Origin of the sequence: Streptococcus mitis (assembly GCF_009496205.1) — a bacterium.
In the GTDB taxonomy this organism is placed as follows: domain Bacteria; phylum Bacillota; class Bacilli; order Lactobacillales; family Streptococcaceae; genus Streptococcus; species Streptococcus mitis_BN.
In genome coordinates this window covers 1-17751 of record NZ_WIJO01000044.1, presented here as the reverse complement: position 1 = coordinate 17751, position 17751 = coordinate 1, and the positions used below count along the sequence as shown (strand labels likewise).

20 protein-coding genes are annotated in these 17751 nt (G+C 40.2%); 17 read left to right on the top strand and 3 right to left on the bottom strand.

Annotation, left to right across the window (positions count from 1 at the left end; translation table 11 throughout):
* On the bottom strand, positions 1–277 hold a 277-nt coding region (locus GEZ85_RS07575), incomplete at its 3' end, for a transposase family protein (RefSeq protein WP_228112214.1).
* Between the two features lie 63 nt (positions 278–340).
* On the opposite strand from GEZ85_RS07575, the gene GEZ85_RS07570 reads away from it, so the two are divergent.
* From GEZ85_RS07570 to GEZ85_RS07500, 15 genes are all read left to right on the top strand, one after another.
* Complete coding sequence (locus GEZ85_RS07570; RefSeq protein WP_153209960.1) at positions 341–2791, top strand: bifunctional DnaQ family exonuclease/ATP-dependent helicase; 2451 nt, start codon at positions 341–343, stop codon at positions 2789–2791.
* A 36-nt stretch (positions 2792–2827) separates the two neighbouring features.
* On the top strand, positions 2828–4051 hold the full coding sequence (locus GEZ85_RS07565; protein ID WP_153209961.1) for an FtsW/RodA/SpoVE family cell cycle protein: 1224 nt from the start codon (positions 2828–2830) through the stop codon (positions 4049–4051).
* 10 nt (positions 4052–4061) lie between these two features.
* Positions 4062–4616 carry a DJ-1 family glyoxalase III gene (locus tag GEZ85_RS07560; protein WP_153209962.1) on the top strand — a complete coding sequence of 185 codons (555 nt, stop codon included), beginning with the start codon at positions 4062–4064 and terminating at the stop codon, positions 4614–4616.
* Between the two features lie 358 nt (positions 4617–4974).
* Entirely contained in the window at positions 4975–5265 is a 291-nt protein-coding gene (gene rpsF / locus GEZ85_RS07555; protein WP_084923323.1) for a 30S ribosomal protein S6, read from the top strand.
* 11 nt (positions 5266–5276) lie between these two features.
* Complete coding sequence (ssbA, locus tag GEZ85_RS07550) at positions 5277–5747, top strand: single-stranded DNA-binding protein SsbA (RefSeq protein ID WP_000609606.1); 471 nt, start codon at positions 5277–5279, stop codon at positions 5745–5747.
* Positions 5748–5778: 31 nt separating this feature from the next.
* On the top strand, positions 5779–6018 hold the full coding sequence (rpsR, locus tag GEZ85_RS07545) for a 30S ribosomal protein S18 (protein ID WP_000068664.1): 240 nt from the start codon (positions 5779–5781) through the stop codon (positions 6016–6018).
* 223 nt (positions 6019–6241) lie between these two features.
* Entirely contained in the window at positions 6242–6745 is a 504-nt protein-coding gene (locus GEZ85_RS07540) for a GNAT family N-acetyltransferase (RefSeq protein ID WP_150922249.1), read from the top strand.
* Positions 6746–6824: 79 nt separating this feature from the next.
* On the top strand, positions 6825–8225 hold the full coding sequence (locus tag GEZ85_RS07535) for a bifunctional Cof-type HAD-IIB family hydrolase/peptidylprolyl isomerase (RefSeq protein WP_153209963.1): 1401 nt from the start codon (positions 6825–6827) through the stop codon (positions 8223–8225).
* A 1-nt stretch (position 8226) separates the two neighbouring features.
* Entirely contained in the window at positions 8227–8589 is a 363-nt protein-coding gene (locus GEZ85_RS07530) for a S1 RNA-binding domain-containing protein (protein ID WP_049488521.1), read from the top strand.
* Positions 8590–8641: 52 nt separating this feature from the next.
* On the top strand, positions 8642–9391 hold the full coding sequence (locus GEZ85_RS07525) for a tRNA1(Val) (adenine(37)-N6)-methyltransferase (protein ID WP_000390778.1): 750 nt from the start codon (positions 8642–8644) through the stop codon (positions 9389–9391).
* A complete protein-coding gene (locus GEZ85_RS07520) occupies positions 9381–9665 on the top strand; it encodes a GIY-YIG nuclease family protein (protein WP_153209964.1) in 285 nt (94 codons plus the stop codon). Before GEZ85_RS07525 ends, GEZ85_RS07520 begins: the two co-directional genes overlap by 11 nt.
* 85 nt (positions 9666–9750) lie before the next feature.
* Positions 9751–10686 (top strand): manganese-dependent inorganic pyrophosphatase, encoded by a 936-nt coding sequence (locus GEZ85_RS07515; protein ID WP_125455036.1) that lies wholly within the window; start codon positions 9751–9753, stop codon positions 10684–10686.
* Positions 10687–10772: 86 nt separating this feature from the next.
* Entirely contained in the window at positions 10773–11285 is a 513-nt protein-coding gene (locus GEZ85_RS07510) for a YiiX/YebB-like N1pC/P60 family cysteine hydrolase (protein WP_153209965.1), read from the top strand.
* Positions 11269–11919, top strand: a complete 651-nt coding sequence (locus GEZ85_RS07505) for a DUF1803 domain-containing protein (protein ID WP_153209966.1) — start codon at positions 11269–11271, stop codon at positions 11917–11919. The genes GEZ85_RS07510 and GEZ85_RS07505 overlap by 17 nt, the downstream gene beginning before the upstream one ends.
* Positions 11920–12017: 98 nt before the next feature.
* Complete coding sequence (locus GEZ85_RS07500) at positions 12018–12209, top strand: CsbD family protein (RefSeq protein WP_000051182.1); 192 nt, start codon at positions 12018–12020, stop codon at positions 12207–12209.
* A 46-nt stretch (positions 12210–12255) separates the two neighbouring features.
* Here the strand turns inward: GEZ85_RS07500 and GEZ85_RS07495 are convergent, their stop codons facing one another.
* On the bottom strand, positions 12256–13701 hold the full coding sequence (locus GEZ85_RS07495) for a UDP-N-acetylmuramoyl-L-alanyl-D-glutamate--L-lysine ligase (RefSeq protein WP_153209967.1): 1446 nt from the start codon (positions 13699–13701) through the stop codon (positions 12256–12258).
* A 105-nt stretch (positions 13702–13806) separates the two neighbouring features.
* Between GEZ85_RS07495 and GEZ85_RS07490 the strand changes: the two genes are divergently transcribed.
* Both GEZ85_RS07490 and GEZ85_RS07485 read left to right on the top strand, forming a co-directional pair.
* Entirely contained in the window at positions 13807–15429 is a 1623-nt protein-coding gene (locus GEZ85_RS07490; protein ID WP_000064182.1) for a putative polysaccharide biosynthesis protein, read from the top strand.
* Between the two features lie 204 nt (positions 15430–15633).
* Entirely contained in the window at positions 15634–17592 is a 1959-nt protein-coding gene (locus tag GEZ85_RS07485) for a peptide ABC transporter substrate-binding protein (protein ID WP_153209968.1), read from the top strand.
* 63 nt (positions 17593–17655) lie between these two features.
* On the opposite strand, the gene GEZ85_RS07480 is transcribed toward GEZ85_RS07485, so the two are convergent.
* On the bottom strand, positions 17656–17751 hold a 96-nt coding region (locus GEZ85_RS07480; RefSeq protein ID WP_133162783.1), incomplete at its 5' end, for an IS3 family transposase.

Genomic DNA, 17751 nt, shown 5'->3' with positions numbered 1-17751 from the left:
TTTGATTAATGATACGAGGGATTTGATGATTTTTCTTTACTAGAGGAGTCTCAGTGACCGTCATTTTAGAGCACTGATAGCACTTAAAACGGCGTTTTTTAAGGAGAATTCTAGTAGGCATACCAGTCATTTCAAGGTAAGGGATCTTAGACGGTTTTTGAAAGTCGTATTTCTTCATTTGACTTCCACAATCAGGACAAGATGGGGCATCGTAGTCCAGTTTGGCGATGATTTCTTTGTGGGTATCCCTATTAACGATAAAAATTTTTTCAAGCAAAGTGATTTTTCTATCGAAGTTGAGTGGTGCCAAATGGCCCTTTTTTTGGTATAATTTTTTATAATGAAAACGATTGGTAATCGCTATGTTGTGGTGGATTTAGAGGCAACTAGCACAGGTAGTAAGGCTAAAATTATCCAAGTGGGAATTGTTGTGATTGAGGATGGAAAAATCGTCGATCACTATACGACGGATGTCAATCCACATGAACCTTTGGATGCTCATATCAAAGAACTGACAGGATTGACTGACCAACGTCTGGCGCAAGCACCTGATTTTTCGCAAGTTGCCAGAAAAATCTTTGACTTGGTGGAGGATGGGATTTTTGTAGCCCACAATGTTCAGTTTGATGCCAATCTTTTGGCGGAAAATTTATTTTTAGAAGGCTATGAACTAAGAAATCCTCGTGTTGACACGGTCGAATTGGCCCAAGTCTTTTTCCCAGAACTGGAAAAATATAGTTTGCCGATTTTGTGTCAAGAATTAGGAATCCCTCTAAAACACGCCCACACAGCCCTTTCAGATGCCCAAGCCACTGCGGAATTACTACTTTTTCTACGAGAAAAGATGGCCCAACTTCCTAAAGGGCTCTTGGAACGCTTGCTGGAAATGGCAGACGCTCTCTTATATGAGTCCTACCTGGTTATTGAAGAAATTTATCGAAACCAATCTATCCTGACTTCTCCAGATCTATTTGAAGTTCAAGGGATATATTTCAAGAAAATTGCAGCTCCCCTGAAGCCACGAAAATTATCTCAGGATTTTTCTAAGAATATTTCTCTGTTGAACCTTGAAGTAAGGGAAGAGCAAGAACGTTTTGCTAAAGAGGTTGGCTTGCTATTGAAGGATGAGCCTGTATCATTAATTCAAGCGCCGACAGGAATTGGGAAAACTTATGGTTATCTCTTACCCGCTTTGTCCCAAGAGGAAAATCGTCAGATTGTCCTTAGCGTTCCGACAAAGATTCTTCAAAATCAAATCATGGAAGAAGAAGGTAAATGTCTCAAGGAAGTATTCCATACAGATATTCATTCTTTAAAGGGACCACAAAATTACCTGAAGTTGGATGCCTTTTATCGTTCCTTACAGGAAAATGATGAAAATCGCTTATTTAGACGCTTTAAAATGCAACTCTTGGTTTGGATGACAGAGACAGAAACCGGGGATTTGGATGAAATCGGGCAACTCTACCGTTACCAACATTTTCTGACAGACCTTCGTCATGATGGGAATTTATCTTCCAAGAGCTTATTTGTGACGGAAGATTTCTGGAAACGTAGTCAGGAAAGAGCAGAGGCTTGCAAACTTTTAGTGACTAATCATGCCTATCTTGTAACCAGACTTGAAGATAATCCTGAATTTGTCAGCGACCGTTTACTGATTATTGATGAAGTCCAAAAAGTTTTGTTGGCCCTAGAAAATCTGCTTCAACATACCTACGATATCCAGTCTATTATTGATTTAGTTGATAAGGCTTTAGTAGGAGAAGAAAATAGGATTCAACAACGAATACTAGAAAGTATTCGCTTTGAGTGTCTCTACTTGATAGAACAATTTCAGTCTGGTAAATCTCGGAAAAATATCTTGGATTCTCTTGCCAATCTCCACCAGTATTTTTCAGAATTAAAAGTAGAGGGCTTTGAGGAACTGGTTCGCTATTTTACGGCTGAAGGTGATTACTGGCTTGAAGCAACTGAAACGAGTCAAAAGAAAATTCAGATTTCTTCTACAAAATCAGGCCGAATCCTTCTATCTTCCTTAGTGCCAAATTCATGTCAAGTCTTGGGAGTGTCGGCAACTCTTGAGATTAGTCAGAGGGTTTCTTTGGCAGACCTTTTAGGCTATCCTGAAGCCAAATTTGTCAAGATTGAATCTCATAAAAAACAGGATCAAGAAGTGGTCTTGGTCAAAGATTTTCCTCTAGTAACAGAAACTTCCTTAGAAGTCTATGCCAAAGAGGTAGCTGATTTGCTGATGGATGTTCAAGCTTTCCAACAACCGATTTTGGTTCTCTTTACTGCCAAAGACATGCTTCTAGCAGTATCGGATCTACTTCCAGTTAGCCATCTGGCCCAGTATAAAAATGGCGATGTTCATCAACTGAAGAAACGTTTTGAAAAAGGTGAACAACAAATCCTGCTTGGTGCAGCAAGTTTCTGGGAGGGAGTTGATTTTTCAAGTCATCCTTTTGTAATTCAAGTTGTACCGAGACTCCCTTTTCAAAATCCCCAAGAGCCCTTGACGAAAAAGATTAATCAAGAACTAATTCAAGAAGGGAAAAATGCCTTTTATGATTATCAATTGCCGATGGCTATTATTCGTTTAAAACAGGCTTTGGGAAGAAGTATGAGACGCGAACACCAACGTTCCTTAACCCTCATTCTGGATAGGAGAATCGTCGGAAAACGATACGGCAAGCAAATAGTGACTTCTCTAGCAAAAGAAGCGAGCGTTACAACTATCGCTCAATCTGAAGTTAGTGAGGCAATTGATAGATTTTTAAATGAATTTTGATAAATAGTATAGTATGAAAGTATAAGGTTAGTATATATGAAACGTTCTCTCGACTCTAGAGTCGATTATAGTTTGCTCCTGCCAGTATTTTTCCTACTGGTTATCGGCGTGGTGGCTATTTATATAGCTGTTAGTCATGATTATCCAAACAATATTTTACCCATTTTAGGGCAGCAGGTCGCCTGGATTGCCTTGGGGCTTGTGATTGGTTTTGTGGTCATGCTCTTTAATACAGAATTTCTTTGGAAGGCGACCCCTTTTCTATATATTTTAGGCTTGGTACTCATGGTTCTGCCTATTGTCTTTTATAATCCAAGCTTGGTTGCATCAACGGGTGCAAAAAACTGGGTATCGGTAAATGGTGTTACCTTGTTCCAGCCGTCAGAATTTATGAAGATATCCTATATCCTCATGTTGGCTCGTGTGATTGTCCAGTTTACCAAAAAACATAAGGAATGGAGACGCACAGTTCCGCTGGACTTTTTATTGATTTTCTGGATGATTCTCTTTACCATTCCAGTACTAGTTCTTTTGGCACTTCAAAGTGACTTGGGGACGGCTTTGGTTTTTGTAGCTATTTTCTCAGGAATCGTCTTACTATCAGGAGTTTCTTGGAAAATTATTATTCCAGTATTTGTGACTGCTGTAACAGGAATTGCTGGTTTTCTAGCCATTTTTATCAGCAAGGACGGAAGGGCTTTTCTTCATCAATTAGGAATGCCGACCTACCAAATCAATCGTATCTTGGCTTGGCTCAATCCATTTGACTTTGCCCAAACAACCACTTACCAGCAGGCTCAAGGACAAATCGCTATTGGGAGTGGTGGCTTATTTGGTCAAGGGTTTAATGCTTCGAATCTGCTTATTCCAGTTCGAGAGTCGGATATGATTTTCACGGTTATCGCAGAAGATTTTGGCTTTATTGGCTCAGTCCTTGTTATTGCTCTTTATCTCATGCTGATTTACCGTATGTTGAAGATTACTCTCAAATCGAATAACCAGTTCTATACCTATATTTCCACTGGCTTGATTATGATGTTGCTCTTCCACATCTTTGAGAATATCGGTGCTGTGACGGGTTTGCTTCCTTTGACGGGGATTCCCTTACCTTTCATTTCTCAAGGTGGATCGGCTATTATCAGTAACTTGATTGGTATTGGCTTGCTTTTATCTATGAGTTACCAGACTAATCTAGCTGAAGAAAAGAGCGGAAAAGTTCCATTCAAACGGAAAAAGGTTGTATTAAAACAAATCAAATAAGGAGAAAATCATGGTTAAAGTAGCAGTCATGTTAGCTCAGGGCTTTGAAGAAATTGAAGCTTTGACAGTTGTGGATGTTTTGCGTCGGGCAAATATCACTTGTGATATGGTAGGATTTGAGGAGCAAGTGACGGGTTCGCACGCAATCCAAGTCAGAGTAGATCGTGTCTTTCATGGTAATTTATCAGACTATGACATGATTGTCCTTCCTGGAGGGATGCCAGGTTCTGCACATTTGCGTGACAACCAGTCCTTGATTCAAGAATTGCAAAGCTTCGAACGAGAAGGGAAGAAACTGGCAGCTATTTGTGCGGCGCCAATTGCCCTCAATCAAGCAGGGCTATTGAAAAATAAGCAGTACACTTGCTATGACGGCGTTCAAGAGCAAATTCTTGATGGTCAATACGTCAAGGAAACAGTAGTGGTAGATGGACATTTGACAACCAGTCGAGGTCCCTCTACAGCCCTTGCCTTTGCCTACGAGTTGGTGGACCAACTAGGAGGAGACGCAGAGACTTTACGAACCGGAATGCTCTATCGAGATGTTTTTGGTAAAGATAACTAAAATGGCTCCATAATTCCTAAAGGGTGGTAATTACTAAAAATATTATATCTCTATCTATAGAGCCGTATTTTTTAAGAGGCTGGGACAAAAAGATTTTGATTTTCGGAATTCTTTATTATAAATTTTAAAATCGATTGATTAGACAAAAAAGCGAACAAGACAGAATTCTGAGTGTCAGATAACTCGTTTTGTTCGCTTTTTATATCTAAGGTTAGACTTTTGTCCCAGACTCTTTTTTTATTTTAGTGTTTTTACTTGCGTAAAAAAATTTTTTCTAGTATAATAGTTTATTGTGAGCGAACCTCACTTACCCCTTGCAAAGTCTTGGGGTCATTAGACCAAAAGGAGGAACATATCAATGGCTAAATACGAAATTCTTTATATCATTCGTCCAAACATTGAAGAAGAAGCTAAAAACGCTTTGGTAGCACGTTTTGACTCTATTTTGACTGACAACGGTGCAACTGTTGTTGAATCAAAATCTTGGGAAAAACGTCGTCTTGCATACGAAATCCAAGATTTCCGTGAAGGACTTTACCACATCGTTAACGTTGAAGCAAACGACGACGTAGCTCTTAAAGAGTTTGACCGTCTTTCAAAAATCAACGCTGACATTCTTCGTCACATGATCGTCAAAACTGACGCGTAAGAAGGTAAACTATGATTAACAATGTTGTACTTGTAGGGCGTATGACACGTGACGCTGAGTTACGTTATACCCCGTCAAATGTAGCAGTTGCGACTTTTACTCTTGCAGTAAACCGTACATTTAAGAGTCAAAATGGCGAACGTGAGGCTGATTTTATCAATGTCGTTATGTGGCGCCAACAGGCTGAAAACCTTGCTAACTGGGCTAAAAAAGGCTCACTTATCGGGGTGACAGGTCGTATCCAGACTCGTAGTTACGATAACCAGCAAGGACAACGTGTCTACGTGACAGAGGTCGTGGCTGAGAATTTCCAAATGTTGGAAAGCCGTAGTGTGCGTGAGGGTCACACAGGTGGAGCTTACTCTGCACCAACTGCAAACTATTCAGCACCTACAAATTCAGTACCAGACTTTTCACGTGATGAAAATCCATTTGGAGCAACAAATCCGTTGGATATTTCAGATGATGATTTACCATTCTAATGGACAACTAAAATTATAAAGGAGAAAAAACATGGCTCAACAACGTCGTGGCGGATTCAAACGCCGTAAAAAAGTTGATTACATCGCAGCAAACAAAATTGAATATGTTGATTACAAAGATACTGAGCTTCTTAGCCGTTTCGTTTCAGAACGTGGGAAAATCCTTCCTCGTCGTGTAACAGGAACCTCAGCTAAAAACCAACGTAAAGTAACAACAGCTATCAAACGCGCTCGCGTAATGGCTTTGATGCCTTTCGTAAACGAAGATTAAAAAAGAGGTCCGGGTGGACCTCTTTTTCATGAGCTTGAAAACAAGAAAGCGAATTAAAACCCGCTTGGGTCTTTTTTTCACGAGCTTTGAAATGAAAGAGCGAGTTGAGTTCCGAGTGGACCTCTTTTTCAGACCCGGTTGTGTCTTTTTTCACGAGATAGTTTTTTTCTGACCTTGGCGTGCTATAATGGTAATAGAAAGAGTAAAGGTGGGTAAGTCAAAGATGAATTGTACGATTAGAAATATGATTAAGTCTGATATTGAATCCTTATCTCATGGATTTATGAATCAAGGTTGGCCTGGTAGAGAGGAAATTTTGGCTAGATATTTTCTGGAACAGGAAAGTGGGGAGAGAGAAGTCTTGGTAGCGACTATGAATGGAGTAGTGGCAGGTTATATTACCATTTTGCCCTCTGCTAAATATGGTCCTTTTGCAGAAGTCTATCCAGAATTATCAGATTTTAATGTGTTTGAGCCTTTTCGAAATCAAGGGATTGGGAATCAACTGCTAGAAGAAGCAGAAAAACGAGTCAAGTTTGTTTCGAGTAAGGTCACTCTTGGTGTAGGTTTGTACTTGGGGTATGGTCCTGCCCAGAGATTGTATATTAAACGAGGCTATATTCCAGATGGGACAGGTGTGTGGTATAGAAATAAACCGCTAGAAATGGGTGCAAGTTGTCAAAATGATAATGATTTAGTTTTATACTTATCCAAGGACTTACAATAAAACTGGAAACTTTTTGAAAATAGGGGATTTAGCTACTTTATGGTATAATGGAAAGAGTTAGATTGAAAGAGGTAGTGAGATGGATGCCAAATTAAGATACAAGGCAAAGAAGATAAAGATTGTCTTTTTTGATATTGATGATACATTGCGGAATTCCAAGACAGGTTTTATTCCAGCTTCAATCCCAACTGTTTTTAAGCAATTACGTGAGAAAGGAATCTTGACAGGTATTGCTTCTGGACGAGGGATTTTTGGTGTCGTTCCAGAGATTCGTGATCTCAAGCCTGACTTTTTTGTAACTTTGAATGGGGCTTATATCGAAGATAAAAAAGGTCAGGTTATTTATCAGCATCAGATTGAGAAGTCAGATGTTGAGGAGTATATCTCTTGGGCTAAGCAAGAGGGAATTGAGTATGGTTTGGTTGGGAGTCGTGATGCCAAGTTGTCGACTCGCACCGATATGATTAGTGAAGCTATCAATCCAATTTACCCCGATTTGGATGTGGATCCAGATTTCCATGAAAAAGAAGATATCTATCAAATGTGGACTTTTGAAGATAAAGGAGATGACTTGCACTTTCCTGATAGTCTCTCAGACAAACTTCGCATGGTTCGTTGGCATCAACATTCGTCTGATATTGTTCCGATTTCAGGCTCCAAAGCGACGGGCGTGGAAAAAGTTGTAGAACACCTTGGCTTGAAACCAGAGAACGTCATGGTTTTTGGAGATGGGTTGAATGACTTGGAACTCTTTGATTATGCTGGAATCAGCGTTGCCATGGGAATTTCTCATGATAACATCAAAGAAAAAGCAGATTATATAACAAAAACATTAGAAGAAGATGGCATTTTTGATGCCTTAGAAGGATTTGGTATGGTAGAAAAAGAATTGCATTTCCCACAAGTAGATATTGAAACAGTAGAAGGTCCTATCGCGACTATTAAGACCAATCACGGAGACTTGCGTATCAAGCTTTTCCCTGAATATGCTCCTAAAACAGTGGCTAACTTTGTTGCACTTTCAAAAGATGGCTACTATGATGGTGTCATTTTCCATCGTATTATCAAGGACTTTATGATCCAAGGTGGAGACCCAACTGGAACTGGTATGGGTGGCGAGTCAATCTACGGTGAATCATTTGAGGATGAATTCTCTGAAGAACTTTACAATATCCGTGGTGCCCTTTCCATGGCTAATGCTGGGCCAAATACCAACGGCAGCCAGTTCTTTATCGTGCAAAATCAACACCTGCCTTATTCTAAAAAGGAGATTGCTCGTGGTGGTTGGCCAGAACCGATCGCAGAAATCTATGCAGAGCAAGGTGGGACACCTCACCTAGACCGTCGTCACACTGTATTTGGTCAGCTAGCTGATGAAGATTCTTATGCTGTTTTGGATGCCATTGCTGCTGTTGAGACTGGAGCTATGGACAAGCCAGTTGAAGATGTCGTGATTGAAACAATTGAAATTGAGGACTAAGATGAAAATCGGTGATAAGCTAAAGGGGCGTATTACAGGGATTCAGCCCTACGGTGCCTTTGTTGAGCTAGAGACGGGTGATACGGGGCTGATTCACATTTCGGAGATTCGGACAGGCTTTATTGAAAATATCCAAGAAGCCTTGAAAGTCGATGAAGAGGTTCTGGTTCAGGTGGTGGATTTAGATGAATTTACAGGGAAAGCTAGCCTTTCTATCCGCACCTTGGAGGAAGAAAAGCACCAGTTTCCTAGACGGAGACGCTTTTCAAGCGACCGCTTTAACTATGGTTTTGCCCCTCTCAAACGAATGATGCCAATTTGGACCAAAGAAGCCCTTCAACATTTGAAGAATCAGAAGCGCTAGTTAGAAAACTCTATCTTTTGTAATGTTAATATGAATTTGTTATAATAGGACCATGGAAGAAGAACAATTATTAAAATCAGGGGAGCGCATTAACCAGCTCTTTTCGACAGATATCAAAATCATTCAAAATAGAGAGGTTTTTAGCTATTCGGTGGATAGTGTTCTCTTGTCACGTTTTCCACGTTTTCCTAAGAAGGGCTTAATTGTGGATTTCTGTGCTGGGAATGGAGCAGTGGGGCTATTTGCTAGCACTCGTACCCAGGCACAGATTTTGGCTGTTGAGATTCAGGAGCGTTTGGCAGATATGGCTGAACGCTCTGTCCGTTTGAATGGTTTGGAAGAGCAGATGCAGGTCATCTGTGATGATTTGAAAAATATGCCTGCTTACATTCAGGGAAGTAAGGTGGATATGATTTTGTGTAATCCGCCCTATTTCAAGGTGGATCCTCATTCCAACTTGAACGAGAGTGAACATTATCTCTTGGCGCGACATGAAATCACGACCAATTTGCAGGAAATCTGTCGTAGTGCCCAGAGTATTCTCAAGTCCAACGGGCGTTTGGCCATGGTTCATCGCCCTGATCGACTTCTGGATATTTTGGATACGTTACAACGGCATAATCTAGCCCCTAAGCGCCTGCAGTTTGTTTATCCAAAAAGAGAAAAGGAAGCCAATATGCTCTTGATTGAGGCTATCAAGGATGGTTCAACAAGTGGCTTTAAGGTCTTACCACCTCTCATTGTCCACAATGATGATGGCTCTTATACGCCGGAACTTGAAGAGATTTATTATGGATCATAAGGCTTATATGTACGTGCTGGAGTGCCGTGACGGATCCTATTATACAGGCTATACGACTGATGTGAGAAAACGCCTCGCTGTCCACAATAGTGGGAAGGGAGCCAAATACACACGAGCACGCTTGCCAGTCAAACTCATCTATGCTCAAGGTTTTGCCAGTAAGGAAGAAGCCATGTCGGCAGAAGCCCTTCTCAAGCGTAAGAAGAGACCACAGAAGGAAACATTTTTATCTGAAAGTCAAGATAGAAATTTACTCAGTTATTTTGAAGAGTAGTGGGGAGTCCTTTGACTCCTCTTACTTTTGTCAAAAAGCGAAAAAAATGCTACAATAAAGAGAATAAACAAAATGAGGTATTATCATGTCTAAGATTCTAGTATTTGGTCACCAAAATCCAGACTCAGATGCCATCGGGTCATCTGTAGCCTTTGCCTACCTTGCAAAAGAAGCTTATGGTTTGGATACGGAAGCTGTTGCCCTTGGAACTCCAAATGAAGAAACAGCCTTTGTCTTGAACTATTTTGGTGTAGAAGCACCGCGTGTTATCGCTTCTGCTAAAGCAGAAGGTGCAGAGCAAGTTATCCTGACTGATCACAATGAATTCCAACAATCTGTATCAGATATCGCTGAAGTAGAAGTTTATGGTGTTGTAGACCACCACCGTGTGGCTAACTTTGAAACTGCAAGCCCACTCTACATGCGTTTGGAGCCAGTTGGATCAGCATCTTCAATCGTTTACCGTATGTTCAAAGAACATGGTGTAGCTGTGCCTAAAGAGATTGCTGGTTTGATGCTTTCAGGTTTGATTTCAGATACCCTTCTTTTGAAATCACCAACAACACACCCAACAGATAAGGTTATTGCTCCTGAATTGGCTGAATTGGCTGGTGTAAACTTGGAAGAATATGGTTTAGCTATGTTGAAAGCTGGTACCAACTTGGCTAGCAAATCTGCTGAAGAATTGATTGATATCGATGCTAAGACTTTTGAACTCAACGGAAATAATGTTCGTGTTGCCCAAGTAAACACAGTTGACATCGCTGAAGTTTTGGAACGCCAAGCAGAAATTGAAGCTGCAATGCAAGCTGCCAACACAGCAAATAGCTACTCTGACTTTGTCTTGATGATTACAGATATCGTCAACTCAAACTCAGAAATCCTAGCACTTGGTGCCAATATGGACAAGGTTGAAGCAGCTTTCAACTTTAAACTTGTAGACAACCACGCCTTCCTTGCTGGTGCTGTTTCACGTAAGAAACAAGTGGTACCTCAATTGACTGAAAGCTTCAATGCTTAAGATTTTGAGTGTTAATTCAAATTAGGAAAGGCTAGTTTGCCTTATATCGAAAGGAGTTTCGGCTCCTTTTTTTCTAGGAGTGAAGCATGTTAGAAAATGGCGATTTGATTTTTGTGAGAGATGAGTCAGATATGGGACATGCCATCCAGACTTCCACAGGCAACTATAACCATGTTGCGATTTGTTTGGATGGGATGATTTACCACGCTAGTGGACAGGCGGGTGTTGTCTGTCAAGAACCGGCAGACTTCTTTGAGTCCAATCACTTGTACGACCTCTATGTTTACCCAGAAATGGATATCCAGTCTGTGAAGGAAAAAGCTTGCAAACATCTAGGAGCACCCTACAATGATTCTTTCTATCCAGATGGAGAAGGTTTTTACTGTTCCCAGTACATGGCAGAAATTCTCCCCATTTTTGAAACCATTCCCATGAAATTTGGGGATGGGGAGCAGGTGATTAGTGATTTTTGGAGGGAGTATTACAGAGAACTAGATCTGCCTGTTCCTTTGAACCAGCCGGGGACCAATCCTAGTCAGTTGGCAGCATCGCCTCTGTTAGAAAGTAAAGAAAGGAATCTTCATGATTCAGATTTTTAATCCATCTCGTTTGACGAGACAGCCATTTTTTAGAGAATTGATCCGCTATTTGGACCAGCATGATGATGTTATTTTGAGAGAAATTAAGGCTCAATTTCCAGATGTGGCAGTCGATAAACTCATGGAAGAGTATATAAAGGCTGGCTTGATTCTACGGGAAAATAAGCGTTATTACCTTAATCTTCCTATGCTTGAATCACTCGATAGTCTAGAACTGGATCAAGAGATTTTTGTCAGCGAAGATAGTACGGCCTATCAAGCCTTGTTAGAGCAGCGTTTTGAGACGGAATTACGAAATCAAACCAATGCAGCTATTTTAGTTGAAAAGACAGACTTTGCGAGATCAAAAATGACCCTTTCCAATTATTTCTACAAGGTCAAACATCAGTATCCTTTGACAGAAAAACAGCAGGAACTCTATGACATTTTGGGAGATGTTAATCCTGAATATGCTCTCAAATATATGACGACTTTTTTGTTGAAATTTCTCAAAAAAGATCAACTGATGCAGAAACGCCGTGATATCTTTGTGGACAGTTTAGTCGTTCTAGGTTATATTGTCCAAAATGAAGATGGAAAGTATGAGTTGGCCGTCGATTTTGATAAGGAAAGATTAACTTTCTACTTGGCCTGATTTTTTTCTGAGCACATTGTTTGACTTTCCTTAGTATTCGGTATAAACTATATGTAACCGGTAACACATATCGGAATAAAATTAAAGGAGACAATCATATGTCACTTGAAAACAAATTGGAACAAGCAACAGGCGCTATCAAAGAAGGATTTGGTAAAGTTACTGGGGATGGCAAGACTGAAGCAGAAGGCGCTGTAGAAAAGACAGTTGCTAAGGCAAAAGAAGTAGTTGAAGACGCTAAAGGTGCTGTAGAAGGTGCCGTTGAAGGTTTGAAAAACGCTTTTAAATAAAAATAGAAAAAATCAAGGGTTTATTTCCCTTGATTTTTTTACTATCTTATAAATAATTTTCTGCGACGGCTGCATCTCCTGGGTAGGCTTCTTTCTTGCCTTGGACGATTTGGTAGCAATCGGCACCCTTACCAGCAATAATCACAGCATCTAATTCTTGACTTGTGATAGCCATAGCTGCCTTGATGGCTTCTTGGCGATCCGCAATTTTTTCAACAGGATGATTGATGTAGCTACTAATTTCATCTGCAATGGCCATTGGATCTTCATAGTTGGGGTCATCAGCAGTCAGAAAGACTTGAATATCAGGATGTTGATTGAGGAGAAGTCCAAAGTCCTTACGACGACTTTCTCCCTTATTTCCTGTCGAACCTAAGACCAGAGCAATCTTTCCTGTTTGATGAGTCTCTACAACATTGATGAGTTTTTTGAGACTGTCACCATTGTGGGCATAGTCGATGAAAACCTTGGCTCCATTTTTCTGGGTGAGGACTTCCATACGACCAGGAACTCGGGTTGCAGCGATTCCTTTTTTGATGTCCTCAAGACTAGCTCCGAGACGGAGACAAGCAAGTCCGGCAGCGACGGCGTTTTCTTGGTTGAAGTGCCCAATTAACTGGATGTCATAGTCTCCAGCAAGTTTACCCGTAGCTGAAAAACTAAAGGCTTTGGAATTCTCGATTTGGTTATCAGACTGGCTACCGTAGAAATCATGGTCTAGATCATCGACTTGTTCTTTCAAGACAGAAAAGTGGTCCATGTCACTGTTAATGATTACTGCTCGGCTATTTTCCATCAAGAGACGTTTGTGGTAGAAGTAGTCTTCAAAGCTAGGGTGTTCAATCGGGCCGATATGGTCGGGGCTGATATTGAGGAAAACTCCCACATCAAAGGTTAGACCATAGACACGTTTGACCAGATAGGCCTGACTGGATACCTCCATGATGAGGTGGGTACGGTCATTTTGCACAGCTTGATTCATCATATCAAAGAGGTCAATGCTCTCAGGAGTTGTCAATGCAGACTTAAAGAAAGTCTTGCCATCTAAAGTTGTATTCATAGTCGATAGCATAGCAGGTCGATGCCCTTGAGATAAGATGTTATAAGCGAAATAGGCTGCTGTTGTTTTACCCTTAGTACCAGTAAAGGCAAGGAGTTTGAGTTTTTCCTGTGGATTTCCATAAAATTCCATAGCTACCAAACTCATGGCTTTCTTGATATCGCTGACGATAATAGCAGGAATACCAACCTCATAATCTTTTTCAGCCACATACCAGCCGAGGCCTTGAGAGATGGCAGAAATCAGGAATTCCTTCTTAAAGGCAGCACCCTTGACGAAAAAGAGGCTCTTTTCTTTAGCCTTGCGGCTATCATAGCAGATGGTGTCAAATACGACATGGCTGTAGTTGTAGTGATAATGTCCTTGGTCGATAATCTCACGGAAGAGACCATCTTTCTTTAAAATATCTAATACGGTTTCAATCTTAATCATACTTTCTATTGTAAACCGAAAGTCGTAAATTTACAAGTGACAAGGAAAAGTTTATAATGGAAGATGAGGAATTTTTCCTAGTGATTAAAATTAAATGAGGAATCTATGTCTAACGAAAACAATCACCAGCAGGCCCAGATGTTACGGGGGACTGCTTGGCTAACGGCTAGTAACTTTATCAGTCGTCTACTCGGTGCCATTTATATCATCCCTTGGTATATCTGGATGGGGTCTTATGCGGCTACAGCAAATGGTCTCTTTACTATGGGCTACAATATCTATGCCTGGTTCTTGCTGATTTCAACAGCGGGTATTCCAGTTGCGGTTGCCAAGCAAGTGGCCAAGTATAATACCATGCGAGAAGAAGAGCATAGCTTTGCCCTGATTCGGAGCTTTTTAGGCTTTATGACGGGATTAGGTCTTATTTTTGCACTAGTCTTGTATGTCTTTGCTCCATGGCTAGCAGACTTGTCGGGTGTAGGGAAAGACCTGATCCCAATCATGCAGAGCTTGGCTTGGGCGGTCTTGATTTTCCCATCTATGAGTGTTATCCGAGGTTTCTTCCAAGGGATGAATAACCTGAAACCTTATGCCATGAGCCAAATCGCTGAGCAGGTCATTCGTGTTATCTGGATGCTTTTAGCTACCTTTATCATTATGAAGATTGGTTCAGGAGATTATCTAGCAGCGGTTACCCAATCCACCTTTGCTGCCTTTGTCGGCATGGTAGCTAGTTTTGCAGTTTTGATCTATTTCCTTGCCAAAGAAGGATTACTTAAAAGAGTCCTTGAAACAGGAGATAAGATAAACAGCAAGCGTCTTTTGGTCGACACCATTAAGGAAGCCATTCCTTTTATCTTGACAGGGTCTGCTATCCAGCTTTTCCAAATCTTGGACCAAAATACCTTTATCAATAGCATGAAGTGGTTTACAAACTATAGTAATGAAGACTTAATTGTCATGTTTTCTTATTTCTCTGCCAATCCTAATAAAATCACTATGATTTTGATTTCGGTTGGAGTTTCGATTGGGAGTGTCGGTTTGCCACTTTTGACTGAAAACTATGTTAAGGGGGACTTGAAGGCAGCTTCTCGTCTAGTTCAGGACAGCATCACTATGCTTTTCCTATTCTTGCTACCAGCAACGGTTGGAGTAGTCATGGTAGGAGAACCTCTCTATACTGTCTTCTATGGTAAGCCAGATAGTTTGGCTATGGGATTGTTTGTCTTTGCAGTTTTGCAGTCTACTATTTTAGGCTTGTACATGGTTTTGTCTCCAATGCTTCAAGCCATGTTCCGCAACCGCAAGGCCGTTCTCTATTTTATCTATGGTTCCATTGCCAAGCTGGTCTTACAACTGCCAACCATTGCTCTCTTTCACAGTTATGGACCTTTGATTTCCACAACCATCGGCCTTATTATTCCTAATGTTTTGATGTATCGGGACATTTGCAAGGTAACTGGTGTTAAGCGCAAGGTGATTTTGAAACGAACCATTTTAATCAGTTTGTTAACTCTTTTCATGTTTCTTGTAGTTGGGACATTGCAGTGGATTTTAGGATTTGTCTTCCAACCAAGTGGACGTTTGTGGAGTTTCCTATATGTAGCTCTTGTCGGTGCCATGGGGGGAGGTGTTTATGGAGTTATGAGTCTCCGTACCCGTTTGTTGGATAAGGTGATTGGAAAAGCTCAAGCAGATCGCTTACGAATCAAATTAAAGTTAACTTAAAAAATATTTATAAATAAAAGGGATAATTTGAACATTTCTATCATGAAATGCTTGGATTATTCTCTTTTTTATTAATTTGTATTATATTTTTTATAATTTGTAGATAGTAATTTAATTTTTCTTAAATTTTACTTAAAAAACTATTGACTAAATAAAACCTGTAATGTATAATAAGACAAATATTTAAATCAGGAGGTTCTGGAAATGAAAAAGTCTAAGGCCAAGTATGCAACGCTTGCAGGTGTCGTGTTAAGTGCAGGTATTTTGTTAAGTGCGTGTGGAAATTCTAGCACAGGGTCAAAAACATATAACTATGTTTATACTAGTGATCCGTCTAGTTTAAACTATCTAGCAGAAAACCGTGCAACAACAAATGATATTGTGACCAACCTGGTAGATGGTCTCATGGAAAATGACCAATATGGGAACTATGTCCCATCTTTGGCAGAGGATTGGAGTGTTTCTAAGGACGGTTTGACCTATACCTATAAACTGCGGAAAGATGCTAAATGGTATACTTCAGATGGAGATGAATATGCTCCTGTAACTGCCCAAGATTTTGTCACTGGTTTGAAATATGCGGCTGATAAAAAATCAGAAGCCTTGTACTTAGTGCAAGAATCCGTTGTTGGTTTAGATGACTATATCACTGGTAAAACAAGCGACTTTTCAACTGTCGGAGTTAAGGCTCTTGATGACCAAACTGTTCAATATACCTTGACACGACCAGAACCTTACTGGAACTCAAAAACAACCTCAACGATTCTTTTCCCAGTCAATGCGGATTTCTTGAAATCAAAAGGAGATGATTTTGGGAAGGTAGATCCATCTAGCATTTTGTACAATGGACCTTTCTTGATGAAATCCTTTGTTTCAAAATCGGTCATCGAATTCAAGAAAAATCCTAACTACTGGGATGCTAAAAATGTCTTTGTAGATGATGTCAAATTGGCCTATTATGATGGTAGTGACCAAGATGCACTAGCTCGTAACTTTGTCGAGGGGGCTTATAGCTACGCTCGTCTTTATCCAAATAGTTCAAGCTTTGAAGGGATTAAAGAAAAGAATAAGGACAATATCATCTATAGCTTGCAAAATGCAACTTCTTACTTCTTAAACTTTAACCTAGATAGAAAATCTTATAAATTCACTTCAAAAACAAGTGATGCTGAAAAGAAATCGACTCAGGAAGCGGTTCTTAACAAAAACTTCCGTCAAGCCATCAACTTTGCCTATGATCGTACAGCCTACGGGGCTCAATCTCAGGGAGAAGATGGTGCAACTAAGATTTTGCGTAACTTGGTTGTTCCTCCAAACTTCGTAAGTATCAACGGAAAAGACTTTGGTGAAGTAGTAGCCTCTAAGATGGTCAACTATGGTAAGGAATGGCAAGGTATCAACTTTGCGGATGCTCAAGATCCATACTACAATGCTGAAAAAGCCAAAGCCAAATTTGCAGAGGCTAAGAAAGAACTCCAAGCTAAAGGAGTTCAATTCCCTATCCACCTGGACATGACAGTTGACCAAGCTGCTAAAAAGGGTGTTCAAGAGGCAAATTCTATGAAGCAATCTATTGAAGCAGCCTTAGGTGCAGAGAACGTTGTAATTGATATTCAACAACTCACTACTGAAGATTATGATAATACAAGCTATTTGGCTCAGACAGCAGCTCAGAAGGATTATGATCTTTACAACGGTGGTTGGGGTCCTGATTACCAAGATCCTTCAACCTATCTTGATGTCTTTAATGTTAATTCTGGTGGTCTGATGCAAAATCTAGGCTTAGAGCCAGGTGAAGCTAATGACAAGGCCAAGGCTGTTGGATTGGATGTCTACACTCAAATGTTGGAAGAAGCCAATAAGGAACAAGATCTTGCAAAACGCTATGAAAAGTATGCTGATATCCAAGCTTGGTTGGTAGATAGCGCTTTAGCAATTCCAAATGTTTCTAAGGGCGGAACACCAGTATTGAGAAAAACAGTTCCTTTCTCAGAACCATATTCATTAGCTGGTAATAAAGGTATCGAATCATATAAATACCTCAAAGTACAAGATAAGACAGTCACAAAAGACGAATACGAAAAAGCCAAAGAAAAATGGTTGAAAGAAAAAGAAGAATCCAATAAAAAAGCCCAAGAAGAATTGGCAAAACATGTCAAATAAGGATTTTTCAAGAAAAACGGTGGTTTCGAAAGTGTACTGACCCCAAAAAGTTAGACAATTAATTTATCCGAAGGATTTAGTTCTGTATTGTACAGGGCTAAGTCCTTTTAGTTTTACCTTAATTCGTTTATTGTTGTAGTAATCAATATAGTCTACAAT